The sequence below is a fragment of the Pseudoalteromonas sp. XI10 genome (assembly GCF_001469895.1).
GTDB lineage: Bacteria > Pseudomonadota > Gammaproteobacteria > Enterobacterales > Alteromonadaceae > Pseudoalteromonas.
In genome coordinates, this window is record NZ_LOPY01000040.1 from 98,742 (window position 1) to 118,787 (window position 20,046).

The 20,046-nt window shown below is 40.9% G+C and carries 18 protein-coding genes and 1 riboswitch; of the genes, 10 read left to right on the forward strand and 8 right to left on the reverse strand.

The features are described 5' to 3' along the window. The 3 genes from AUR67_RS10195 to AUR67_RS10205 form a co-directional block, all read right to left on the reverse strand. A complete protein-coding gene (locus tag AUR67_RS10195; RefSeq protein ID WP_058585197.1) occupies nt 1–381 on the reverse strand; it encodes a hypothetical protein in 381 nt (126 codons plus the stop codon). A 113-nt stretch (nt 382–494) separates the two neighbouring features. After that, entirely contained in the window at nt 495–1,079 is a 585-nt protein-coding gene (locus AUR67_RS10200) for a hypothetical protein (RefSeq protein WP_058585198.1), read from the reverse strand. 85 nt (nt 1,080–1,164) lie between these two features. Then, nucleotides 1,165–1,344, reverse strand: coding sequence for a hypothetical protein (locus tag AUR67_RS10205; RefSeq protein WP_054551482.1), 180 nt, complete (start codon nt 1,342–1,344; stop codon nt 1,165–1,167). 265 nt (nt 1,345–1,609) lie between these two features. On the opposite strand from AUR67_RS10205, the gene sbcB reads away from it, so the two are divergent. Next, complete coding sequence (gene sbcB, locus AUR67_RS10210; protein WP_058585199.1) at nt 1,610–3,055, forward strand: exodeoxyribonuclease I; 1,446 nt, start codon at nt 1,610–1,612, stop codon at nt 3,053–3,055. Nucleotides 3,056–3,094: 39 nt separating this feature from the next. On the opposite strand, the gene AUR67_RS10215 is transcribed toward sbcB, so the two are convergent. Next, complete coding sequence (locus AUR67_RS10215; protein ID WP_058585200.1) at nt 3,095–3,976, reverse strand: NAD(P)-dependent oxidoreductase; 882 nt, start codon at nt 3,974–3,976, stop codon at nt 3,095–3,097. A 114-nt stretch (nt 3,977–4,090) separates the two neighbouring features. Here AUR67_RS10215 and AUR67_RS10220 point away from each other — a divergent pair, with 114 nt between their 5' ends. After that, nucleotides 4,091–4,606, forward strand: a complete 516-nt coding sequence (locus AUR67_RS10220; RefSeq protein ID WP_054551485.1) for a glutathione peroxidase — start codon at nt 4,091–4,093, stop codon at nt 4,604–4,606. Next, complete coding sequence (locus AUR67_RS10225; RefSeq protein ID WP_054561682.1) at nt 4,572–5,555, forward strand: 2-hydroxyacid dehydrogenase; 984 nt, start codon at nt 4,572–4,574, stop codon at nt 5,553–5,555. Before AUR67_RS10220 ends, AUR67_RS10225 begins: the two co-directional genes overlap by 35 nt. A 106-nt stretch (nt 5,556–5,661) precedes the next feature. Here the strand turns inward: AUR67_RS10225 and AUR67_RS10230 are convergent, their stop codons facing one another. Next, nucleotides 5,662–6,987: a sodium-dependent transporter gene (locus tag AUR67_RS10230; protein WP_055020819.1), complete on the reverse strand. Its 1,326-nt coding sequence runs from the start codon at nt 6,985–6,987 to the stop codon at nt 5,662–5,664. 148 nt (nt 6,988–7,135) lie between these two features. On the opposite strand from AUR67_RS10230, the gene AUR67_RS10235 reads away from it, so the two are divergent. After that, nucleotides 7,136–7,873: a 4'-phosphopantetheinyl transferase family protein gene (locus AUR67_RS10235; protein ID WP_058585201.1), complete on the forward strand. Its 738-nt coding sequence runs from the start codon at nt 7,136–7,138 to the stop codon at nt 7,871–7,873. Here the strand turns inward: AUR67_RS10235 and lysC are convergent. Together lysC and nhaD are read right to left on the reverse strand one after the other, a co-directional pair. Continuing rightward, a complete protein-coding gene (gene lysC / locus AUR67_RS10240) occupies nt 7,850–9,229 on the reverse strand; it encodes a lysine-sensitive aspartokinase 3 (protein ID WP_055020817.1) in 1,380 nt (459 codons plus the stop codon). The genes AUR67_RS10235 and lysC overlap by 24 nt on opposite strands. Nucleotides 9,230–9,310: 81 nt before the next feature. After that, nucleotides 9,311–9,483: riboswitch (Lysine riboswitch) on the reverse strand. A gap of 88 nt (nt 9,484–9,571) precedes the next feature. Beyond that, nucleotides 9,572–10,822, reverse strand: a complete 1,251-nt coding sequence (gene nhaD / locus AUR67_RS10245; RefSeq protein WP_058585202.1) for a sodium:proton antiporter NhaD — start codon at nt 10,820–10,822, stop codon at nt 9,572–9,574. A gap of 148 nt (nt 10,823–10,970) precedes the next feature. Between nhaD and AUR67_RS10250 the strand changes: the two genes are divergently transcribed. The 5 genes from AUR67_RS10250 (at nt 10,971) to AUR67_RS10270 (ending at nt 18,299) form a co-directional block, all read left to right on the forward strand. Continuing rightward, nucleotides 10,971–12,245, forward strand: a complete 1,275-nt coding sequence (locus AUR67_RS10250; protein WP_055196777.1) for a hypothetical protein — start codon at nt 10,971–10,973, stop codon at nt 12,243–12,245. Between the two features lie 2 nt (nt 12,246–12,247). Then, nucleotides 12,248–12,793 carry a condensin complex protein MksE gene (locus AUR67_RS10255; protein WP_058585203.1) on the forward strand — a complete coding sequence of 182 codons (546 nt, stop codon included), beginning with the start codon at nt 12,248–12,250 and terminating at the stop codon, nt 12,791–12,793. Next, the gene (locus AUR67_RS10260; protein ID WP_058585204.1) at nt 12,793–15,579 is read left to right on the forward strand and encodes a hypothetical protein; all 2,787 of its coding nucleotides are present in this window, start codon (nt 12,793–12,795) and stop codon (nt 15,577–15,579) included. Before AUR67_RS10255 ends, AUR67_RS10260 begins: the two co-directional genes overlap by 1 nt. Before the next feature lie 163 nt (nt 15,580–15,742). Then, nucleotides 15,743–16,297 (forward strand): DUF4136 domain-containing protein, encoded by a 555-nt coding sequence (locus tag AUR67_RS10265; RefSeq protein ID WP_058585205.1) that lies wholly within the window; start codon nt 15,743–15,745, stop codon nt 16,295–16,297. Nucleotides 16,298–16,460: 163 nt separating this feature from the next. Continuing rightward, on the forward strand, nt 16,461–18,299 hold the full coding sequence (locus tag AUR67_RS10270) for a TonB-dependent receptor plug domain-containing protein (protein WP_058585206.1): 1,839 nt from the start codon (nt 16,461–16,463) through the stop codon (nt 18,297–18,299). Between the two features lie 166 nt (nt 18,300–18,465). Here the strand turns inward: AUR67_RS10270 and AUR67_RS10275 are convergent, their stop codons facing one another. After that, nucleotides 18,466–18,714 carry a zinc/iron-chelating domain-containing protein gene (locus tag AUR67_RS10275; RefSeq protein ID WP_058585298.1) on the reverse strand — a complete coding sequence of 83 codons (249 nt, stop codon included), beginning with the start codon at nt 18,712–18,714 and terminating at the stop codon, nt 18,466–18,468. A 158-nt stretch (nt 18,715–18,872) separates the two neighbouring features. On the opposite strand from AUR67_RS10275, the gene AUR67_RS10280 reads away from it, so the two are divergent. After that, nucleotides 18,873–20,045, forward strand: coding sequence for an efflux RND transporter periplasmic adaptor subunit (locus tag AUR67_RS10280; protein ID WP_058585207.1), 1,173 nt, complete (start codon nt 18,873–18,875; stop codon nt 20,043–20,045). Nucleotide 20,046 lies beyond the last annotated feature (1 nt).

The following is a 20,046-nucleotide window of genomic DNA, read 5'->3' on the forward strand; positions in this document are numbered from 1 at the left end:
CTAATTCTTACCTTTGTACATTTTCTCGTAAATGTCAGATATGTTGTTTTGCTTATCGTAGTATCGCTGCAGCTCCCCAAGCGATAACTCCTTTATTTTATCGCTATCAAACCCAGTCGGTTCTGCTAATTTATAATGTGCAGCGTGTGGTGAATTGTCCATTAAGGTTGCAATTTCGCCCTTCAATTGTTCAGCTTTATTAAATAGTTTAATTGCTTTGCTGATATCTGTTTCATGCTCGGCTTGTAACGTGCACCAAACAACCTCAACAGACTTAGACCTGATTTGATCTTCAAAGATATTTTTGCGCGCAATCAACCATGTACTTGCAATCAGCAAGATGGCTAAAACGGCAATGGCTATGTAAATTAGTTCAAGCATTACGATCCCTCGGTAAACTAAATGTTACTATACACCCAAACTTGGTCCGTAATACATCAGGAAAAAGCATTATAAATACTAGTATGAGACTGAAAATCATCTAATAATTAATGTTAAGTATTTGTTCCAAACGGCCAACTTGGACTAAGTAATAGTTTTAATTTGGTTTTCAAAAGACCCGGAAACAACATTACAACAGCAAGGACAATACTAATGTAGAGCACAATAAAGCTATACATGTAGTGTATGTAGGCGTGTTCAGTTTGGATAAACAATACGACAAGCTTAAACCACAAAATAAAATGCGCTATGGCTAAAAGTATCGTCAGTTTTATTATACAAAAAAACAATTCCCCAAATGTGTAACTAAGCTTTGTATGTAATTTATATAAGATAACCATACTCAAAACATTGAAACCCGACAATGCAAGATAAATGTTCTGTGCAAACGCGCCGTTCCCTCCCTCAGAAATATAAAGTAGAACCTTTTCCATAAGTAGAGAAGTGACTAAGTATTTTGATGCAACAACGGCAATAGACAAAAAGTCGCTAAACAGTTCTCGATGTTTGAATGCTCTGTAGAATGAGTGTATCAGTGCGACTGTATAACAAAGCGCTATGATAACTTGAGTAGAAAAAACTTTATGAGCAGAGGTTGCGACTAAAAACTCATTGTATAAATCTGTAAGGTATTGCATGGCGTATCCTAAAAAAGACACGCCTAAGCATAATGCTATATATAAAAAAAAACCAGCATTTGAGCTGGCTTTATTCTGTAAGTGCTTAGTTTTCTTTCTTTTTTGGTACCAAGATCACAATCCCAGCAGAGCCTTGTAAGTTTTTCTTTTTTGGCGGTACTAAAATTACGATTCCACCAGAGCCTTGAAGTTTTGTAGTATCAAAGCTAGGAGCTGGTGCTGCGTCGAATGCTAAAGTAGATAGTAATAAAGCTGATAAAGTCATTTTTTTGTTCCTTCATTGTTAAAGATAGTTTTCGTTAGCAAATACCGAGCCACTAAAATACAAATTTGGGTAAAAACTAACGACTAGACCCTATATAAGCATAAAATTAAACCAATAGGCCATTTTTTATACTAAGCGTGTATGCAAAACGTACGCTGAACAGCATCAAACCGTTTAGCTCTATAAACTAGCTAGGCTCTATGCCATAATTCTGTTAATTCAAAAAATAAGTTAAAGCGGTCCTACGCTTAGCAAGGTTTAATGCATGGCATATCCAGAACAACAGCAACCAACAATTTATTGGCACGACTACGAAACATTTGGCGCAAGCCCGCAAAAGGACCGCCCAAGTCAATTTGCAGGTATTCGTACCGATCTCGATTTAAATATTATTGGTGAGCCGTTAATTGAGTATTGCAAGCCAGCTGCCGATTACTTGCCCCACCCTGAAGCGTGTTTAATAACGGGTATTACCCCGCAAGTTGCGATGCAAAAAGGCTTAGTTGAAGCTGAGTTTATGGCAAAGATCCATGCTGAATTTAGCCAACCTAATACCTGTGTTGCGGGCTATAACAGTATCCGTTTTGATGATGAAGTCACACGTTACAGCTTATACCGTAACTTTTATGACCCATACGAGCGTGAATATAAAAACAATAATAGTCGCTGGGATATTATTGATTTAGTGCGTGCCTGTTATGCACTACGCCCAGAAGGCATTGAATGGCCGCTTAAAGAAGACGGTACGCCGAGCTTTAAGCTCGAGCATTTAACCGTTGCCAATGGCATTGAGCACGCTGCCGCTCACGATGCATTAAGTGATGTAACGGCAACCATAGCGTTGGCAAAATTAATAAAAGAAAAACAACCTAAGTTGTATCAGTTTTTCTTTAGCTTACGTTCTAAAAAAGCACTGGCTGATTTAGTTGATGTGTTTAACATGACACCATTGGTGCACACCTCATCACGAATTCCAGCAAGCCAAGGCTGCACCAGCTGGATTGCACCAATGAGCTTTCACCCAGTCAATAAAAACGCCATTATTTGCTTTAATTTAACTGAAGATCCGCAAGTTCTATTAGATTTGTCTGTTGAAGAGCTACGCACCCGTCTTTACACAAAACACAGCGACCTTGGTGAAGACGAAGCACCGGTAGGCTTAAAACTCGTGCATTTAAATAAGTGCCCTATTCTCGCACCAGCAAAAACCTTGTTACCAGAGAACGCAGCCCGTTTAGGTATTGACCGCGAAAAATGCTTACAAAATCTCGCTATTTTAAAAGCCAACACTGAGCTACGCGACAAAGTAACCGAAGTGTTTAACGAACAACGTGATTATGGCGAAACCACTAACCCTGACTATCAACTTTATGATGGTTTTACCAGCCATGCTGATAAAGCAAAATTTGCTATGATACGTGATGCAAGCCCTGAGCAGTTAGCCTCAATGCAGCTTGATTTTGATGATAAAAAGTTTGCTACTTTGTTATTTAGATACCGTGCGCGAAACTGGCCACACACCCTTAGCCAAGATGAATTAGCCACTTGGCGCCAATATTGCCAAAACAAGCTAATGCATGGTGAAGACAGCCCGTCGATCAGTGGGCAAGATTTCATGATCACCCTCGAAAATCTAGCTCATGAAAATGATGATAACGAGAAAAATCTGCATATTTTAAAAGCGTTGTATAATTACGCACAAAGCATGTAATAAAAAACGCGACAATAATTGTCGCGTTTTTTATGAATATTACTTTTTATGTAACGCTTCGATACGCACTAATAAACTAGAGGTGTCGAAGCGGCCGCCGCCTAAAGCTTGTACATCGGCGTAATATTGATCAACTGTTGCCGTCATCGGCAAAGTTGCGCCGTTTGCCTTTGCCTCATCCAAAGCGATGCCTAAATCTTTGCGCATCCAATCAACAGCGAAACCAAACTCGTATTCGCCAGCCCACATTGTTTTGTAGCGGTTTTCCATTTGCCATGAGCCTGCAGCGCCTTTAGAGATGGTTTCAATTACTTTTTCACCATCAAGGCCAGCTTGTTTTGCAAAGTGTAAACCCTCAGCCAAGCCTTGTACCACACCAGCAATACAAATTTGATTTACCATTTTACAAAGTTGACCAGAACCTACTTCACCTAATAATTGGCTAAAACGGCTAAAAGCAGCTATGACAGGTTGAACAACATTAAAGTCAGCTTCGTCGCCACCAACCATCACAGTTAATACACCATTTTCTGCCCCCGCTTGGCCGCCAGAAACCGGCGCATCTAAAAATGCGATGCCTTGTAATTTTGCTTGAGCGCCAACTTCACGTGCCACTTCAGCTGATGTTGTAGTGTGGTCAACTAAATAGCTGCCCTCATGCATGCTTGCCAGCACACCATTTTCACCATAAACAACTGAACGTAAGTCATCATCATTACCTACACACATGAAAACGATATCAGCCCCTTTTGCTGCTTCACTTGGCGTTTCAGAGTATTCACCTTGATACTCTGAAACCCACTTTTGCGCTTTAGCCGTTGTGCGGTTGTAAACTGTCACACTGTGACCTGCGTTGGCAAGGTGACCCGCCATTGGGTAACCCATTACACCTAATCCGATGAAGGCGACTTTCATTGACATAAAACTGACCTATTTGAGTGATAAATTAGTAACAATTTCATTATCTCAACCGAATAACTAAAAAGCGAATGAAAAAAAGTTCATTTAAACCGTTTAAAAACACACAGGTAAAACATGGATAGTATATATCGTTTCAATGCCCAGCTTGCATCTGGTGAAAACTTTAGCCTTGAATCGTTACAAGGAAAAACAGCGCTTATCGTCAATATTGCCAGCAAATGTAATTTTTCAGTTCAAATGGCAAGCCTTGAAAAGTTGTATCAAGAATATAAACAGCAAGGTTTTACCGTACTCGGTTTTGCCTGCAATCAATTTGGCCACAATGAGCCACTTGATGGCAATGAGCTTAAAGCCTTTTATCAGCAACACTTTGATGTCAGCTTTCCTATTTTTAACAAGGTGTTAGTCAACGGCCCAGACGCCCATCCTTTATTTAATTATTTAAAGTGTCATACCCGTGGAATTGCACAAAACCGTGCAATTAAATGGAATTTCACCAAATTTCTTATAAACTCAGAGGGTCAACTCGTTGCGCGATATGCCCCGCGCACCAAACCCGAAACCCTCAAAATGGTGATAGAGAGTAATTTAAATGATGAAACTGGCCTTATTCAGTGCGCAAAAGTATGAGCAACCGTTTTTTGAAAGGAATCTAACTGAATACGCTGAGTCTGTTTCGCTCAGTTATTTTGAGCAATCCTTAAACAGCAATACCACGCCCCTCTGCCAAGGTTTTGATGCAGTGTGCGTGTTTGTAAACGATACGGTCGACAAACACGTCATTGCCGATATGGCGGCTGTTGGCATTAAAGCAATCTTATTACGCTGTGCAGGCTTCAATAATGTAGACCTTGACGCTGCCAAAGAGCATAACATCAAGGTTTGCCGCGTCCCCGCTTACAGCCCAGAAGCAGTAGCAGAGCATTGTATTGCACTCATGCTAACGCTCAACCGAAAAACCCATAAAGCCTTTAACCGCGTACGTGAAGGTAACTTTGATTTAAACGGCTTACTTGGCTTTAACCTGTTTAAAAAAACTATTGGGATTATAGGCTGCGGCAAAATAGGCTTAGCGCTGGTAAATATTTTAAATGGCTTTGGAGCTAAGGTACTAGTTTGTGACCCAATGGCTGGTGAAGGCCCTTATACCCTGTGCGATTTAGACACTTTACTCACACAAAGTGATGTCATCTCATTGCACTGCCCGCTCAACGAGCATACCCATCATTTAATTGATGCTAGCGCATTTGAGAAAATGAAAGATGGTGTCATGCTGATTAACACCTCTCGTGGTGCACTTCTCGATAGCCAAGCATGTATACAAGCCCTTAAGTCTAAAAAGCTCGGACACCTAGGGCTTGATGTGTATGAGCAAGAGTCAGAGTTATTCTTTAAAGATCACCGTGAAGAAATCATGCAAGACGATATTTTTTCACGCCTTATTAGCTTTCCGAATGTGTTAGTGACAGGCCACCAAGGCTTCTTCACCCAAGAAGCACTTAGCGAAATAGCTTGTACCACATTACAAAGTGCCAATGAAATAAGCCAAGGCTTACCATTAACTAACGAAGTTATTTAAAGCAAGCGCACGTTAAATTAAAAAAAGGCGTGAGGTTTAAACCCCACGCCTTTTACTTTTTTCTTTCACCTTGAAACTAGAAACTTGTAACTCGCAACTCAAGTCTCTATTTCAACAACGCCACATTGACAAATACCGCCGTCATTAATAACGGGCACACAAAGCGAATGTACTGGGCAAACCAATAATGAGGGCCGCTCGATACTTGATGCAATTTATTACCACGTTGCCATAACCAGCCAACAGTAATGAAATAAAACAAACCCATTAAAGGTAATTGGTACTGTGTAAGTACCATAATGACTAAACCAAATAACCAGTCAAAGTTTAAGATAATCAGTGATGAGGCAATAAACACGATTAACGTTACAAATAAGGTTGCTTTTTTACGCTCTACACTATGATTCTCAACTAAAAATGCCACTGGAATTTCAGTCGATGAAATAGTTGATGTCACTGAAGCAATCGACATTAATACAAAGAATAATAAGCCAACGAGTAAACCCACTTGACCCATCGTGCTAAACAGTTCAGGTAAAATTGCAAAAATTAACTGCCCTTCACCGACCAGTTTACCGCCGCTAAATACCTCTACACCGTTATGTTGAGCAACAAAAATAGCCGGAATAATCAATAAACCAGCTAAAAAGGCTACACCGGTATCAAGCAGTGCCACAGTGCCAGTTAATTTAGGCAGGTTGGCATCTGGTTTTAAATAAGAGCCGTAAACCATCATACAACCAACACCTAACGACAATGAAAAGAACGCTTGCCCCATTGCCGCAATAATTAAGTTTGCATCAAGAATTTGACTAAAATCTGGCACTAAATAGGCTGCAAAACCATCCATCGCACCATCTAGGGTCGCGATATAAGCAATTAACGCCACTAATAATACTAGCAATAATGGCATTAAGCGACGTGACCAAGTCTCGATACCTGATTTAACGCCTTTTAAAATAATACTCGCAGTAAGAATAAGCATCAGTGGTGTAAACACAAAATTACGTGCCATCGAGTCACTGTGTAAAAAGTTACTTAACTCAGTAAAACCAAAGAAGCTTGCGACTGGCTCAAGCGCATAAGCGAGCATCCACCCTGCAACTATCGAATAAAAGCTTAACATCACAACCGCACCAAAGAGGCCAATATAGCCTGCTGCGGCTCCCACTTTAGGAGCTGTGTCTTGCCATGCATTAGATAATGCTTTTACTGGATTCGCTTGCGCTTGGTGGCCTAAATACAGCTCAGTATAAAGAGCCGGAAGCGCTAATAAGAAGATAACAATGAAATAAACGAGTAAAAATGCACCGCCGCCATGGTTTGCCGCTTGTGTTGGAAAGCCCCAAATATTACCTAAACCTACCGCCGCACCAGAAGCTGCTAAAACGAAACCTAATCGACTTTGAAAGCCGTCACGAACTTGTGCCATACATCTACAAATCTGTTATTATTTTTCCTCATTAAACCATAATTACAGTCAACTGCGTAAACTATTTGCGTTTGTTCGTGCCTATAAATGTGCATCTGCTGTAAAAATAAACAAAACTAAATACGAGCCTTCGTGTAAGCGTTAAACCATGAGCAGTCACTACTTTTCGAACACTCTTATCATCGAGCAGCAAAGCCAAACAACGGCCAAAAAAATTATGCTGATGGATGCAGCACGTATTGATGTTGCAAGTTTACCCGTTGATAAATTACTCAGTGAGTTTGAATTAAGTGTGCTGGAAAAACGCAAAGTTCCTAGCGCCAAGCAAGAGTACTTAGCGACTCGCCTAACGTTAAAGTATTTGTATCAAAATGCTTACCCTTATGATGATCTAACCCTAAATGAAATATCGAGCCAGTTTGATGACAAAGACAGTAAGCTCAAATTACATACAAAACGCAGAGAACCTGTGTGGGCCTGTTTATCACATTCAAATGGTTTAATTGGCGCAGCCCTTAACCCTGAACAGCAGCTATTTGGTTTTGATATTGAACAAAGCAGTAAGCCTCGCCCTTTTATCAAACTCGCAAAGCACTTTTATCATCAAGATGAAGTTGACTTAATTAGCCGTTTTGATGCATCCGATGAACAGGCACAGTGCTTTTTTAGAATTTGGACATTAAAAGAAGCGCTTGCCAAAGCAAGTGCTCAGCCTATTGCGAAACTACTTGCTCCTAATGTATTTGAAGAATTGAGCAAACATAATTTCAGCGCGAGTAGTAACTCTGTTGAAGGCTTTGATATAAGTGTTGTGGCACAAAAAAGCACTGACTGGCAGTGCTCTTTTATTAATTTTAACGACTTACGCCGCGACTTGGCTTTCTAATAGTCGGCTGTGAATCGCCTGCACGACTTCATCTGACTCACTTTGCTCAACTAAGAAGCACAGGTTATGTTTACTTGCACCGTGGCAAATTAAACGAATATTAAAATCACTCAATACCTGCATTAAGTTCATTTCTTGCTGACGTAATTGAATTTCAGAACCAATTAAAGCCACCAGCGTTAAGTTATTCTCAACCGACACATGACAAAACTCAGAAAGCTTATCTAAACAAGCTTGATCAAGCTCAGGGCGTGATGCATTTGGTGCGTTATCTAAAGTGATTGCAACACTGATCTCGGAGGTAGTAACCAAATCAACCGAAATATTAAACTCACTTAAAATGGTGAAAACACGCGCTAAGAAACCACTCGCTAGGAGCATTTCTGGGCTTTTAACCGTTAACAGAATTTGGTTTTTACGCTGTGTTACGGCACGAATACCTGGTTGCTGAGATTTTTCTTTTTCAATCCATGTACCACCTAACTGCGGTTCACGGCTTGAACCAACAAACACACTAATATGGCTACGGCTTGCAGGTAAAATGGTTGCAGGGTGCAGTACTTTTGCACCAAATGTTGCCATTTCTGCCGCTTCATCAAAGCTTAAGCGTGCAATTGGGCTTGCTTTAGCGCATAAACGCGGGTCAGTACTGAAAATACCCACAACATCGGTCCAAATATGCACGCTTTTTGCGTTAATTGCTTCTGCTAGCAATGCAGCACTGTAATCTGAACCACCACGGCCTAAAGTGGTCGTTTGATTGTGCTCATTGCTACCAATAAAACCTTGAGTTACCACAACATGGTCATCAAGTAGCGGCACTAAATGCTCTTTAGCAGCCGCAGCGGTTGCTGCAACATTTGGGGTAGCTTTAGCAAATTGGCTATCTGTTTTTAGCACTTTACGTACATCAAAACGCACCGCATCAAGACCTTGCCCGCGTAATACTTGAGTAAATAAATACGATGATAAACGCTCGCCAAAGCTCAGTAGTTCATCTTGATCTGCTACTGACTTTGCGCCGTCTGATGCTAGCTTTTGAAAAGCCTTAAGCGTTTCATTAAAGCCATGTGCTAAATCAGCATCCAGTGACAGCTCTGCCAAGATTGCTTCTTGAATGGCGACAACGCCAGTAATGTGCTCGTCACGTTCAGCCGCACTCAAATCAGCTTTACACAATGCAACTAAATGGTTTGTCACGCCCGCACTGGCACTCACAGCAACTATACGTACTTGATTATCAGCACAAATGATTTCTGCACAGCGGCTCATAGCATCAAAGTTAGCTACACTGGTGCCACCAAATTTTGCAACAACGTAATCTGATTTTGTGTTGGCGGCTAATTGGGTATTCATGTCGTCTCCTTTTGTGGAAAACTATCCACAGTAATTCAAGAAGAACTCGGCAAGGGGGTGCTTTGAAAATAAAGAGTAGTCCATGCCAGAAGCTCTCCACCTAGTTTGGTGACAGTTTTGAGGATTCAGCCCCATAAACCGAAAAATAACCGTGACGTCCGGTTAATTTTCTCGGCGAGTACTTCCCTCATTAATGGTCATCGGCGTTCGTCACCTCACATTAATTACCTAAGTATCGCACCTCTTCTGAATGTTAAGTTAACACCTGGTTAAAATAACAAAGCCTGCTGTTAAAAGCAGGCTTCGAAAGTTAACGTTTAGACGTCTAGCTGTCAAGTTGTTTTATGAAATTAAACTGCCCGCTAAGTGCGAACCGTAATAACCAACGGTATAAGCAATTAATAAATAAACCGACATTTTAAGATAGCTCATAAAGGTCAGTGCTTTTACCTTACTCATGGCGATAATACCTGCCGCAGAGCCGATAATAAGCATTGAGCCACCAACCCCAGTTGCGTAAGTAAACGACAGCCATTGCTGAGGGCTCATCACAATATCAGCTTTTAAAAGTGCTGCAGTTAGAGGTACGTTATCTACCGCCGCTGATAATAGCCCCATCAAGTAGTTGGCATATTCCGGTGCCATCAACTCATATAAGTGAGTAAATTTAGCAAGCATGCCAACTTCTTTTAATGCGCCAACCAGCAATAACACACCAACGAAGAACAATAAGGTGTCGTATTCAATTTCACGAATATAATCGATGATTTTTTTGTTAACGTCTTTTTTGCGCATTAAGAATTGCGCAACCAAAAACATCAGAGATAAACCAAATAAAAAAGTTAATAACGGCGGCACACTATAAAGCACACTCAAAGTTAACGTGGCAATAATCGTCGAGAAGAAGATAACCGCAATGGTAATATCTGTCTTTTCGATACGACGGGCTGCTTGTTTTTCAAACACAACATTACCCGACATACCCACCGACAACATTGCCGCGAGCAGTGCAACACTTATCAGTGCAGGGGCAATTAATAATAGTAGATTAGCAATAGTGACTTTTTCGTCTAAGAAAATCATAAGGGTTGTAACATCACCCGTAATCAACGACACCCCACCCGAGTTAACACTAAATACAATTAAGGTCGCATATTTTATTAATTTTTTAGGATCTAACTTAAGTGACATCACCACCGCAAGCGAGATTAAAGTTGCAGTTATGTTGTCTGATATTGATGAAAATAAAAACGCAAACCCACCGATCAGAAACATCAGCTTTCGTTCACTGATTTGATTTGGCATAATTTTATGAACAATATTCTGGATAAAGCCTTTAGAGTTTAAATACGCTACAAAGGTCATCGCAGCCATTAAGAACAGCCACAAAGTCGCGATTTCTAATATGTTGTGATCCAGTTGATGTTGTATGGTTTCTGGGCTTTGCCCATAAATTGGAGAGATAAATAAGATAATCCAGCATAAAGTGCCAAAAAAAAGCGTCGTTTTGGCCTTGTTTACATGGATAATATCCTCTATAACGATAAGCAAAAATGCCACCGCTATCAGGGTTAGGATAAGTGGGGTTACCATGGTGTTTGAACAACCTTTATAATAATGTAAAAATTGTAAGTCGAGTGTTTCGGCGCGGATTCTAGCAGCATAGAAAACATAAAACTATTCTCAATTACATAATTTAATACTAATCGCTAACACCAAAGTCTGAATTTACTGGAGCCTTATGATCCCAGCTAAAAAGTTATTAAATACCCTTACTGAACATTGGGGGGTGTTAGAACTGCTATTTAAACGTTTTAAGATGGCTGATTTCAGCTTGAAAGACGTACAAAATGCGATAAAACAAAAACAACCTTCATGGTCAAATGAACGCATTTATAAAGAAACAAATCGTCTATTGAATCAAGATATTATCATTCCTCTAGCAAAATCATCACAGTTAGAAATCAACCGTGCGATCGCCGATTTTGCGACTTTCTTGCTGCAAGAAGAACACTTAGGTCTTGCCCAAGAAATTAGCGTGCTCGTTGATGACTTAGCTCGCCTTGGTAATCGCCTTGCTAAAGCTGGTGAAATTGAAGATTACGACGAGCTTCGCCGCTTTAGCCGCATTATGGATGATCGGGTACGCAAAATAATGAAATTGTTTGCCCATAATGAAAACGCAATTTTAAATATTGTTGAGCAAGCAAAAGCTGATAACGCGGTGCAATCACTGCAAAAACGCTATCAGGCTGTAATTGAAGCGTTCGATGAATACATCGAGCCTATGCTGGAAATGGTGGATATTCGAGGTGACTTCCACGCTTGCTTTAATACCATCGAAGCGCAAATTAGCGCGCAAATAGAGCAAATTGACCGTCTTGGTAAGTCATACCAAGACAAACGCATGCTTGAACAATTACGTACCCGTATTTTAGAAATGCATTTAGTTGGCCGTGAAAGTTTACGTAAAAGCGCCGATATGTTGATGCCGCTACGTGAAGAATTACGCCGCAACAATCTAATTACGCGTCAAGCGGCTAAAGTGCTTGGTTTAGTGCGTAAAAATGGCGTCGATAACATGTTAAGTGCAGTACAGCCTAACTTTGTATCAGACGCGCAACGCTTTTCGCTTGGTCAGCAACGTCATATTGTGGCCTACATGGCAGGCTTAGTTGACTTTGAGCACGATGAATATCAGCTTCCTGAACATGATGATGTGCCCGCCTATCAAAGCCCACATATTCCTGATTACAACGACGTTAAAACACAATTTAGAAAACGCTTTAAAAAAGCCAGCAAAAAAGCTCAGCCGCTGCTTAGTTTCTTAGATGAAAGCTACCCAGACTTAGAAGCTGACGAAATGCTGTTCTTGTATCAAAAATTAATTAGCGATGGCGACCTTGAAATTAGCCAAAGCCAAGAGAAAGTAAAAATAAAAATTGCCCAGCAACACTTCTCTCTTTACCCATTTAACTCATCGATTGCTGACGATAAAAAAGCAACAGAGCAATAACCATGACAGATATTAACTTAGATGATTTAACGCATCTGCAAGCTATTAATAAAAAGCTCACATCAGGCTACCACATTAGCGAACAAGACACGCTGATGTGGCAAGAGCTTGACCAACACATTGATGCTTATCGCGCGTTATTTAACGCCCTTGGCCATGACCTACAACACGATAGCCGTGGCTATTACTATTTTGGCAGTGATGAAAGCACCCCAAATATGGGTAAAATTTCGCGTGCCATCGCACTGACTATTTACATCTTGATTGAGCATTATGCCAATACTGGTAAAGATCCAATGCGTGCTTTGTTTGACGAAGTAAACGACCTTGAACTGATGCAAACCTTAGTGCAAATCAACAAGCACCTGTTTGATCAATTAGAAATCTTTTCAGGCTCAGATTTACGCAAAGACGTTTACCTTCGTATGGTGCGTTTAGGTCTAGCTCGCGAAGTAGAAAACGGCTTTATGCTGCAAGCACCTATTTATCGTTATATCGATGCATTAATGGAAGTAAACGAAGAAACCTACCTAGGAGATGACGACTAATGCAAAGCCAAAGCCTATACGGACTCAGCAAACTTGCGCTTTTAAATACCGCAGGCTATGCAAAATGCGTGATCCCACTGGATAAAAGTAGCTCTATTTGTGCACCGAATAATACCGGTAAAAGCTCGGTAATTAATGCCCTGCAATTTCCATTGATTAATGATTTACGTTTAACAGAATGGGATGGCCACGATTTAGACGAAACCCGAAAATTCTACTTTTCGTCAGATCAATCCTATATTTTACTCGAAGCTGACCTGCCTAATGGCCCTGTGGTGATTGGTGTTTCCGGCCTTGGGAAAATTGCCGGTTACGCGCATCAGTTTTTTTGCTACCAAGGTAAGTTGAACCTTGAACACTACACGCAAGGCAAAACCATTGTAAAATTCACCAAGCTTTTTAATCACTTAAAAGAGCAAGGTTTTAATCCAATCGAATTAAAAGCGCAAGAGCTAAACGCCCTACTCACTGGCGGCGCAACGCCGTTTGATGGCGATATCAACTTAAAGATGATCCCCCTCAATAACGTGCAAGATTCAGCGATTTACAAAGAAATTTTCCGCCGTATTCTTAACTTGCATAAGTTAGGTGCCAGTGATGTTAAGCGCTTTATGTTACGTGTATTTGAGCGCCATATGTCAAACTCACGGGTCGACTTTTATGAAGTGTGGCGACGTTCATTCGATAAAGTGAATCGCGCTAAACGTGAACTAAAAGCCCTTGAGTCAATGCAAGAGCCTATCGCAGCTCTTGAATCTATGCTTGAAAACCAAACGGTTTTAAAAGGCAAACTTGCAGCCTATGCGCCAAAAATTGACCAAGCACTGATTGACTTTGAAACCTATCAACAAGAGCAACTCGCTGAGCTAAATATTGCTCTTGAAGATATCGAACACGAAAAGCATGAGTTCGACCAAAAGCAGCAGCTGTATATTCAGCAATCCCGTGATATTGAGCGTAAACAAACGCAAATTGAACAGTGGTTTTTAGACTATCGAGCGCTTAAATCTGAGTTTGAACTAGTTAACAAAGCCACTTTAAAAGTAAGCCTTACTCAGCTTAAACAAGATTATGAATCGCTATCGCATTCATTAAGCAGTGCTCAAGGTCAAAGCTTGCACACGCTAGATTACCGTATCAGCGAAACACAAAAGCAAATTAAGAGCTTAAAACTGCAGTTAAAGAACCTCGAGTTCAATTTATTCACTCGCATGCGTGAAGATTTGTCTTTAAAAGAAGTTGAAGAAATTTCGCGTATTCTAAACCCAGATATCTTATCGTTTGCCACCACCAGCAATGGTGATGTTGATATCACAGACGAAGATGCTTTTGGTGAGTTTTTAGAGCAGTTATCGGCAAATGTGAAAGGCGGTGTACTGACACTCCCTGGTGCAAACATCAAACTCAAAAAGCTAAGCCCAGTGCAAATGCAAACGGGCGAAAATAAAGAGCAATTAACCGCGCAACTTGCTGCCCTTGAAAACTCACTGAAAGAGTTTAAACAGCAGCGCGAAGTCGCTGCTAATGTCGCCGAAAAGCAAAAAGAAAAAGACGCCTTATATGATGAGCTAATGGCCTCAGAAGAAGCGTTAAAACGCTTTGAACAATTTGAAGTGATGCAGCAATCTGTCGATGCACAAACTCTGCTAAAAGAGCAGTTAAATGCAGAGCGCGAGCAAGTTGACGACTACCTGCAAGATATTCAAAAGAACAGTGGCTCAATTAGCGATCGTCGTTCGATTATCAAATCGAAAAAAGATCTGCTTGCCCGCCAAGCTGACCGTTTACGCCAAGTTAAATCTGAACGTATCGATCACACCCTTGATTTTTACTCAGGCAAAGTCACTCCGTACATGATTGAAATCAATATTGATTTTGATAACTTAAGTGACCTCATTCATCACTTCAACAAAGACTGCCAAGAGCTACGTAACTTTGATATCAACGTACGTAACACCTATATGCATATTTATAATGCGGGTATTACTAAATTTGATAACGAAAACGATGAGTTTACTAAATACGAAAAGCTTATCAGCGCGTTTCATAACATCGATAACGAACGCGATGCCGTTGAACGTCAAGGCCGAGTTGCGTTAACCGAAGTAGCCGCTACTATTAAAGGCTTGCGTGAAGACTTAGATCGCTTACGCCGCGAAATGAACAGCTTTAATAAAGGCATTAGTCAGCACCGCATCTCTAATCTTCAAGCATTCAAAATTAATGTTATTCCGCGCAAGATGTTGGTTGATAGCATTGATACCATTATTAGTACCTCAAATCAGTTTGAGCAAGGCGATACCCTAGACCTATTAAGCCAAGAGCCTTATAGCGAATCTGCGGTAAACGAAGCGAAAGATCATTTGATTAAGCTTGCCTCTGAAAAAGCCGGTTTAACACTTACCGACTTATTCGATATTCGTTTTGAAGTAGTAAACCGTGCTGGTGAAACTGAGCACTTCGAAAAAATCGATTCAGCCGGCTCTAACGGTACCCGTATCACCATTAAGCTACTTTGTGGCATGCTGTTTATTCGTTACTTATTAAGCGACCAAGAACAAAACTTGTATCGTATTCCGATTTATATCGATGAAGCAGCTGATATCGACCCACAAAACCAAAAAGCAATTATCGAAACCGCTCTTAGCTTTGGCTTTGTGCCGATTTTTGCCTCAGTTAAACCACAAGTTAGCTGTGATTACATCGTCCCTATTCGTACTGTTAAAGATGGTGCACAAAACTGGGTGGATGAAAAAGACTGGATAGAAGTAGAACACACCGTTTAATTACAAAAATTAATCATTGATTCAGTCAAGGATGACTATGTTTACAAACTATTACAGTACTTTTTTGTAAATGTGCCATAGTTTTTAAATAATCATTCAGTTGAGTATTATTTGTGTTATGTTATCAATCAAGTAGTGGAAATTTTGCCAAGGAGCAAACAATATGAAGAACTTATTAATCGCGACGGCTGTACTTTTTTTAGCGGCTTGTGCTAAAACGCCTGATTGGGATTACGACAAATCAGCAGATTTTAGTAATTATAAAACCTTCTCTTGGGTACCTAATGCCAGCTTGACTAAAAACGTAGCGAATTACCAAATTAGCCCTTTAATGGAAAAACGTGTTCGTGACGCTGTAAATGCTGAACTTGAAAAAAGCGGTATGAAGCTAGTTGATTTAGCGCAAGCAGATGTACTAATTAACTATCATGCCTCTGTCGATACTAAAATTGATGTAGATACCTTTAACGTCGGTTACGGCGCACGCTGGAATTACTGGGGTATGGGTTACAACACGCAAACAACTGCTCGCGAATACGAAGTGGGTACGTTAATTTTAGACGTGGTAGACCGTGCTTCTAACCAATTAGTTTGGCGTGGTGCTAAAGAAGGTCGTTTGCAAAAGAACCAATCACCTGAAAAGCGCACTGAAGTTATCAAAGAGACTGTTGCTAACATTCTAAGTAACTTCCCACCGCAATCAATTAATCAAAACTAAACACTGATTTAGTTAAAAGACCGCGCAATTAGCGCGGTTTTTTATTGCCTGTTGAAATCTGGTTGGAGTGGTATAACTCGGTGATTCAGATACAATACCCGCAATTTTCAGTGCGCTTAACTAGCCCACTACCCCAGATTAAACAAAATCAAGAGAGTTTTAGATGGTACGCGCAGTACAGCTTACACTTCCCGCATTATTCGTCACTTGCTCAGTACTAGCAGAAGACACCAACAATATTGAACAAATCACCGTTGAAGTTTCAGCAACCGCAAATAAAGAACCTGTAGGTACTTTTGATGCGCCAGTATCAAACTTAGAATATGACCCACGTGTCGACTTGCAATCGCGCAATATGGCTGAAGCACAAGCTGATGTCACCATTCGCGGTGGTATCTTTGAAAATACTGGCTTTCGTGTTGGTAGCAGTACGTTATTTGACCCACAATCTGGTCACTACTTTGCTGAAATTCCCATTGCGCCGCAGATGCTAACAGGCCCTTCAGTGCTTACAGGTGCTGATAATGCCCTTTATGGAATGAATAGCTCGGTTGGTACGGTTTCATTTGGCTGGCGCCCTATCACGAGTACCGGTAGTGTTTCACTTGGCACAGGTACTAATGGCTTTAATTTGCAAAGTATTCATGCTGCTCATAGCCAAAAGCTTGATAGCAAACCTGATTGGCGATTAGGTTTTGAGGGTGAATACTCGCACTCAAAAAGTGATGGCTCAATTGATAATGGCGACCACGACTTTGAACGCGCCTCAGCGCGTATTCAACTTGCAAGCTCTACCTCACAAACTGATTTAATGTTCGGACGCCAAGAGAAGTTTTTTGGTTGGCCAAATCTTTATACGCCATTTAACTTTAACGAAACCGAAGATCTTGAAACCAAGCTTTTCATGCTCAATCACAAGCAAATGTATGGTGAGAACAATAGCCTTGAAGTGACTGGTTATTATCGTAAACATAACGACCATTACGTTTTGTCTCGTGAAAACCCAGCTATTTTTGAAGCGTTTCACGAAACCACGGTTAAGTCATTGGCACTCTCTGGGCGTCACCGCTTAAATGACCGCTATGCAATTAATTATGCTGGGCAATTTATTGCTGATGAAATTGAATCAACGTCTCTTGAAAACAACTTTACATCACGTAATTACACTAAGCTAAGTATCTTGCCTGAGTACAAATCAGCCCTTACAGCGAACAAAGAGCTTACTTTACGTGTTGGTGCTGCATTTGATGATACCAACCGTGATAGCTCAGATACCTCATTTATTGCCGATGCCAGCCTTAAAGTAGCTAATCAAAATGGCAGTGAACATACCTGGTATGCATCATACGCAGAAGCAACACAAGTTCCCGGTTATACCGCCATCGGCGGCAGTGAAACGGGCGGATTATTCAGAAGTAACTACAGCCTTGAGCGCGAAACCACCGATAACCTTGAATTAGGTTTACTGATTGAACAGTCTTCATGGCGTTTAGATTCAGCTATTTTCTACCGTAAAGATAAAAACCTTACGGATTGGACATATCGCTTTGATGCAACCTCAGCACGTTTTGCAAACCCGGTTGATATAGACACCTTAGGCGTTGAGTTTTTAGCGAATAAATCGTTTGAAAGCGCTGAGTTGATTGCCAGCTACACCTATTTAGAAAAGTCAGAAGACTATGGCACGGCAGATATTGATGCAAGCTTTTATGCGCTTAATTACCCTGATCATCGTGTAACACTGGGTGCAGTATGGCAGCCAATGGATGTGCTTGAGCTGCGTATCGATAACGAATGGCGTAAGCAACATAGTAACCGCCTACGTAGCTCTGATGATGAAGCCTTCTTTACTCAGTTAACGCTAAAATTCACCCCAGCTCAGCTTGATAATGTGTTTGTTACCTTTGCAGCTGACAACATTTGGGATGAATCTTTCGAAGAAGTCCCAGGCACCCCTGGCCGCGGCGAGCAATATACTCTTAGCGCTACTTATACGTGGTAAGCAAAAACAATAATGCCAGTCAATTGACTGGCATTATTGTGTTACGTTACCTTTCGAGGTATCTATCAAACCATAACCAAAATTATATTAAACGCCATAAAGAAAACTTTGGTTATAAAAAATACACCTCAGCAACCGTTAAAAAGTGTTAAAGGTTTAATCTTTTTTAAGTCAACTGCTCAAGTTCGGTAATTAAATACAGTGCTTGTTCGTTAGTGGTGCCACACACATCAATAGTGGCAGAAAAGTCACTACACACCTTAGGCCTTGATTCATCACCAAATAATTTACATAGGTTATTATCATCTAGTTGAATACAGCGCTCTCCCGCTGCCTTGCCGTTTGGCATTCCTGGGATCGGTGAGCTAATACTGGGTGCAATACAACAGGCGCCACAGCCTAATCTACATGCCATTTTATCTGTCATTGAGTACCTCTTATAGAACCTTTGTAGCGCCTTTGTAATATGTGTAATGGTTTGTTACATCTTCAAACGCCTTGTAAACACTTTATTGCGTATGCTTAGCCTATCAAATTTATTTTTAATTACCGTCAACCGTGAGGGACTATCCCGTGGCTAGTAAAAAACAAATCATTCTCCCTATCGCCGTATTAGTCGGCGGACTTGGAATGGCATTCGCATTTGCCTCTATGAAGCAACCGCCAGTCGAAAAACCAGAACAAGATCTGCGCCCGCTTGTATCAATCAAACCGTTAAGCTTTGACGCTATTACCCTTGATGTAAAATCATACGGTATTGTTAAACCTAAAAACCAAACTGAACTTGTTGCGCAAGTGAGTGGTCAGGTTGTGTCGTTATCAGATCAATTCGTACAAGGTGGATTTGTTAAGCAAGGTGACATTCTAGCACGTATTGACCCAAATGATTACGAAGCGGCACTCATTGAAGCTGAAGCCGGTTTGGCACAAGCAAGCTCAGCGCTTGAGATAGAACGTGCACAGGTGTCAGTTGCGCAAGCTGAGTGGGACCGCATCAAGGGTGACTCAAACCAAGTTATTCCATCTGAGCTTTATTTACGTAAACCACAACTTGCTGAAAAACTTGCAAGTTACCGCGCTGCGCAAGCGAGTGTAAAACGAGCTAAACGTAATCTTGAACGTACATATATTAAAGCACCATACGATGCGATTATAGACGAGCGTCTAATTAGTTTAGGTAGTGTAGTAAACCCAGGTAACAGCTTTGGAAGTCTGAGCTCAACGTCATTGGCTGAAATTCGTTTACCTGTAGCTGATAAAGATCTGCAATACCTTAATAACCAAGGAATTGGCGCCAGCGTATCAATTAACGCTGAATTTGCTGGGAAACAAACAACGTGGCAAGCAACTATCGTACGTAGCGAAGGAGTTGTAGACCAACGTAGCCGCATGAATTACTTAGTAGCCCAAGTAGCAACGCCTTATGAGCAAAAGCAGCCATTACGTTTTGGCTCATACATTAATGCCACTATCGAAGGTCGAGCGCTGGACAATGCGATTGTTGTTCCGCACCATTTAGTTAAAGACAAAAAAGTCGCTGTTTTACAAGATGGCGAAACGCTTACCTTTAAAACACTTAACATCGTTCGCGAACAAAATGGCATGGTGATCGCCGATAATGGCCTTACTAATGGTGAGCAACTTATTACCTCGGCACTTGAATACCCAACTGAAGGCATGGCGGTCAAGCTAGATGACGCAAAACTGAGTGTGCCAACAACGCAGTTAGCGTTAAAAGAGGAATAAG